Here is a 4,673-nt window from a genome sequence, read left to right as displayed (position 1 = left end):
ACCCGGTCCGCTGGCCGGCAAGCGGGTCCTGGTCACCGCCGGCGGTACCCGCGAACCGCTGGACCCCGTACGCTTCCTGGGCAACCGGTCCTCCGGCAAGCAGGGCGTGGCACTGGCCCGCGCCGCTGCGGCCGCGGGAGCGGAGGTTGAACTGATCGCCGCCCACCTTGAGGTGGATATCCCGGACGGGATCAAGTCCAGCTCGGTGGAAACCGCCCTGGACCTGCGCGAGGCGACGCTCGAAGCGGCGGCGCGCTCCGACGTCGTCATCATGGCAGCCGCCGTGGCGGATTTTCGTCCGGCTGAAGTGACCGACACCAAGATCAAGAAGCGCGACGACGCCGACGACCCCGTGATCACGCTGGTGCGGAACCCGGACATCCTGGTGGAGGTCGTGCAGCAGCGCGGCTCCGGCGAGGTGCCGCTGATTATCGGTTTCGCCGCGGAAACCGGCGACGACCGCGGCGACGTGCTCGACTACGCGCGCAGCAAGCTCGAGCGAAAGGGCTGCGACCTGCTGGTGCTCAACCGCGTGGGCCGCGACCTGGTGTTCGGGCAGGATGACACCGAGATCACGGTGCTCGCACGCAGCGGCGTCGAACCGCAGACCCACCGCGGCAGCAAAGACAGCGCGGCCGCGGTGGTCGTCGAGCGCATCACCGCCGAACTCTCCCGCTGACACTGCACGCGGGCGCTTCCGGCCGGCCGCGAAAACCAGGCCGCCCGTGACCCCCTGTGTACTACCGTTTCGCTCCATGACCCGGCCTTTCGAGGCCGCGCCAACCGTTCCGTGGCGGTCCTCGCCAGCAAGTAAGGTATGTCTGTGACTTCTTCTGACAGCAATCTGCGGCTCTTCACGTCCGAGTCCGTGACCGAAGGCCATCCGGACAAGATCTGTGACCAGATTTCCGACGCCATTCTCGACGCGCTGCTGCGCGAGGATCCCGAGTCGCGGGTAGCCGTAGAGACGCTGACGACGACCGGCCTGGTCCACGTGGCCGGCGAGGTCACCACGAAGGGCTATGTGGAGATCCCCCAGATTGTCCGCGACACCATCCTGGAGATCGGATACAACTCCTCGGATAAGGGGTTTGACGGCGAGCGTTGCGGCGTGTCGGTTTCGATCGGGCAGCAGTCGCCGGAGATTGCCTCCGGGGTCTTTAATTCGTTCGAAACCCGCGAGGGGACCGGCATCGATGCGCGCGATGCCCAGGGTGCCGGTGACCAGGGCATCATGTTCGGCTATGCCAGCGACGAGACCGACGTCTTGATGCCCGCACCGATCTGGCTCGCGCACCGGCTGTCCGAGCGTTTGACCGAGGTGCGGAAGGACGGGACGCTTCCGTATCTGCGGCCCGACGGCAAGACGCAGGTGACCATCGGTTATGACGGCGACAAGCCGGTGTCGGTTAACTCGGTCGTGATTTCCAGCCAGCATGAAGGCGGCGTGGACCTCGACCACCTGCGTGCTGACCTCGCCTCGCGCGTGATCGAGCCGGTGCTGGCGGCCAGCTCACTGGACGCCACCAACGTGCGCTACATCCTCAATCCGGGCGGCGACTTCGTGATCGGCGGGCCGGTGGGCGACGCCGGGCTGACCGGACGCAAAATCATCGTGGATACCTACGGCGGCATGGCCCGTCACGGCGGCGGCGCATTTTCCGGCAAGGATCCGTCCAAGGTTGACCGTTCCGCTGCCTATGCCATGCGCTGGGTGGCCAAGAACGTGGTCGCCGCGGGACTGGCCCGGCGCGCCGAGATCCAGATCGCGTACGCCATCGGGATGGCGCGGCCGGTCGGCATCTACGTCGAAACCTTCGGAACCGAGACCGTTGACCCGGCGCGTATCGCCCAGGCGATCGAGGAAGTCTTCGACCTGCGTCCGCTGGGCATCATCGACGACCTGCAGCTCAAGCGGCCCATCTACAAGCAGACCGCGGCGCACGGCCATTTCGGCCGCGAACATCCCGACTTCACCTGGGAGCGGACCGACCGGGCCGACGCGCTGCGCAGCTACTTCAACGCCTGAGCCTGATGGGCTCTGATCCGCACCAGCTGAGCCTGCTGCAGGGCTTCGGTGCCCCCAAGCAGGCGCCGGGTACCTCGCCGGCGGCGGCGACCGACCCGGTGGCGCAGGTGCTGATCGAAACGCCGCTGCCACATCTGGACCGGATCTTCGATTACCTGGTGCCGGAGAATCTGGACGACGACGCTGTTCCCGGCGCGCGGGTCAAGGCCCGCTTCGGCGGCCAGGAAATGAGCGGGTACATCACCCGCCGCACGTCGGAGGTTCCGGAAGGGGTCAAGCTTGCCCCGTTGGCCAAAGTGGTTTCCGCGCAGCCGGTGCTGACCGAAGAACTGCTCCGGCTGGCCACGTCCGTGGCCGAGCGTTACGCAGGCAACGTCAGCGACGTACTGCGCGCCGCCATCCCGCCGCGCGTCGCCAAGGTGGATAAGGAATTCGCCGCCCGCGAGGCGGGCCAGTCGGCTGACCCGGCACCTCCGGCTAGCACCGCGCCTTCGGCTGACCCGGCACCTCCGGCTAGCACCGCGCCTTCGGCTGACCCGGCACCTCCGGCTAGCACCGCGCCTTCGGCTGACCCGGCACCTCCTGCTACCGCGCCGGCTCCGGATGGTGCGGAGCAAGCCTTCGCCGGTTATGACGGCGCTGGTGATTTTCTGGCCCGGCTGGCGTCGGGTGCCGCCCCGCGTGCCGTGTTGGCCAGCCACAAGTCCTACGGCCCTGCTTCGTGGACAGCCCAGGTAGCCCACGCCGTGGCGAGCGTACGGCAGAGCGGCCGCGGCGCCGTCGTCGTCGTTCCGGACGCCAAGGACCTGGCGCGGCTGGAAGCCGAATTGGAGCGCGTCCTTGGCGCGGACCAGTATGTCCGCCTGACCGCCGAGGACGGGCCGACGCCCCGCTACCGGAACTACCTGCGGTTGCTGCATGGCGACGTGTCGGTGGCCGTGGGGACGCGCTCGGCCGCCTTCGCTCCGGTGCAGGATCTGGGACTGGTGGCGATGTGGGACGACGGCGACGACCTGTTGCTGGAGCAGCGTTCCCCGTACCAGCATGCGCGCGAGGTGTTGTTGCTGCGCACGGCACAGGCCGGTTGCGCGGCCCTTTTCGCCGGGGTCTCGCGCAGCGGCGAAACACAGCGGTTGGTTGAGAGCGGCTGGGCGTCGGCGCTCACACCTGCCCGGCCGTTCTTGCGCCAGGCCACCCCGCGGATCCTCAACACCGCGGATTCGTTCCAACAGGAACGCGATCCCATGCTGCGCCACGCCCGTCTGCCGCATGCCGCGTGGCTTGCCGCCAAGGAAGGCCTGGAGCGCGGCCCGGTGCTGGTCCAGGTGGCGCGGACCGGCTTTTCACCTGCCCTTGCCTGCCAGGACTGCCGCGCGCCTGCCAGATGCACCGACTGTAATGGGCCTCTAGCGCAGCCGGGCCGGTCCGCGGCGCCGGCGTGCCGGTGGTGCGGCCGATTGGCCACGAACTACTCCTGCCCCGAATGCGGGTCCCACAGGCTCCGGGCCTCTGCGGTCGGCGCCCTGCGCACGGCGGAAGAACTGGGACGTGCGTTCCCAGGGGCGACGGTCGTGTCTTCCTCGGGGGAACACATCAAGTCCGTGGTCGAGTCACGTAAAGCCCTGGTGGTCGCAACACCGGGAGCCGAGCCGGTGGCGCCCGATGGGTACGCCGCGGCGTTGCTGCTGGATGGCAACGCCATGCTCAGCCGCGAGTCTCTGCGCACCCCCGAAGACGTGCTGCGCCGGTGGTTCCGCGCCGCGTCGTTGGTGCAGCCGTCGTCCGAAGGGGGGCTGGTGGTAGTCACCGCCGACCAAGACGCGGTTGTGGCGCCGTTGGTTCGGTGGGACCCAGCCGGCGCCGCAGCCCGGGAAATTCAGTTGCGGCGTGAGCTTCAGCTTCCCCCAGCCGTGAGGATCGCTGCCCTGACCGGGAAGCCCTCAGGCATTGAAGCCTTCATGGCGGACTTTGAGCTCAGCGGCAGCCTTCGAAGCGTCGGACCCGTTGAGCTTCCGGCCCGATCGGGGGAGAGCAGCGAGCACCGCCTGCTGCTGTTCTTCAGCTATCAGGACGGACCCCGCGTGACTGCCGCGCTTCGTCACCGCAAGGCCGCGCTGTCCGCCAAGCGGGTCCCCGACCCGGTGCAGGTGCGCTGCGACGGGACCGACCTGCTGTAACCTTCCGCACGCGCGGTCCGGCGCCGGGCGCGGGAGCAGGGGCTGCTTTTGTTTCCGCCGGCGGAGTGCCTGGTAGTGGTGGCGGGGTGGAGGTGTAGGTGTGGCCGGTGGGTGTAGTGGTTTCCACCGTGTGGTGTGGTCCGTCAAGGGTGCGGCTGGACCAGCCTTCGGCTTCCTTTGACTGGTTGCATTGTTCGCACAGTCCCTGGCCGTTGGCCATGGTCGTTTCACCGCCTTGCCTCCAGGGCACGATGTGGTCGATGTGCCGGATCGGGGCGTCGCACCAGGGCCTTGCGCAGACGGCGTCGCGGGCGTGGATCATCCGGCGCATCCCGTCGGGGAATCTCCGTGCGGCCGAGTCCATCCCCAGCAGCTGCCCGGTCCCCGGCGCGGTGTAGAGGCGGCGGACCCAGACGTCCTCCACGCTGGCCTGTTGCAACACCTTGGTGCGTTGGGCCTGCTCGCGG

The 4,673-nt window shown here is 68.6% G+C and carries 4 protein-coding genes; 3 read left to right on the top strand and 1 reads right to left on the bottom strand.

Features of this window, described 5'->3' with window-relative positions:
* From AC5RUJ_RS11410 to AC5RUJ_RS11400, 3 genes are all read left to right on the top strand, one after another.
* Window positions 1–679: phosphopantothenoylcysteine decarboxylase domain-containing protein (locus AC5RUJ_RS11410; RefSeq protein WP_494155885.1), on the top strand; the 679-nt coding region annotated here is incomplete at its 5' end.
* A gap of 144 nt (window positions 680–823) precedes the next feature.
* Window positions 824–2,029 (top strand): methionine adenosyltransferase, encoded by a 1,206-nt coding sequence (gene metK, locus AC5RUJ_RS11405; protein WP_494023035.1) that lies wholly within the window; start codon window positions 824–826, stop codon window positions 2,027–2,029.
* Window positions 2,030–2,034: 5 nt separating this feature from the next.
* Window positions 2,035–4,206: a primosomal protein N' gene (locus AC5RUJ_RS11400; RefSeq protein WP_494155884.1), complete on the top strand. Its 2,172-nt coding sequence runs from the start codon at window positions 2,035–2,037 to the stop codon at window positions 4,204–4,206.
* Here the strand turns inward: AC5RUJ_RS11400 and AC5RUJ_RS11395 are convergent.
* Entirely contained in the window at window positions 4,088–4,528 is a 441-nt protein-coding gene (locus AC5RUJ_RS11395; RefSeq protein WP_494155886.1) for an HNH endonuclease signature motif containing protein, read from the bottom strand. The two genes, AC5RUJ_RS11400 and AC5RUJ_RS11395, sit on opposite strands and share 119 nt — an antisense overlap.
* Window positions 4,529–4,673 lie beyond the last annotated feature (145 nt).

This window comes from Arthrobacter sp. Y3223164 (assembly GCF_059091005.1).
Note: the sequence above shows the minus strand (reverse complement) of the source record. Positions and strands in the feature narration are given on the sequence as shown.

Excerpts from the sequence above, each read along its gene's own strand:
- AC5RUJ_RS11400 (WP_494155884.1), top strand. The coding sequence starts at position 2,035 with ATGGGCTCTGATCCGCACCAGCTGAGCCTGCTGCAGGGCTTCGGTGCC.
- AC5RUJ_RS11395 (WP_494155886.1), bottom strand. The coding sequence starts at position 4,528 with ATGATCCACGCCCGCGACGCCGTCTGCGCAAGGCCCTGGTGCGACGCC.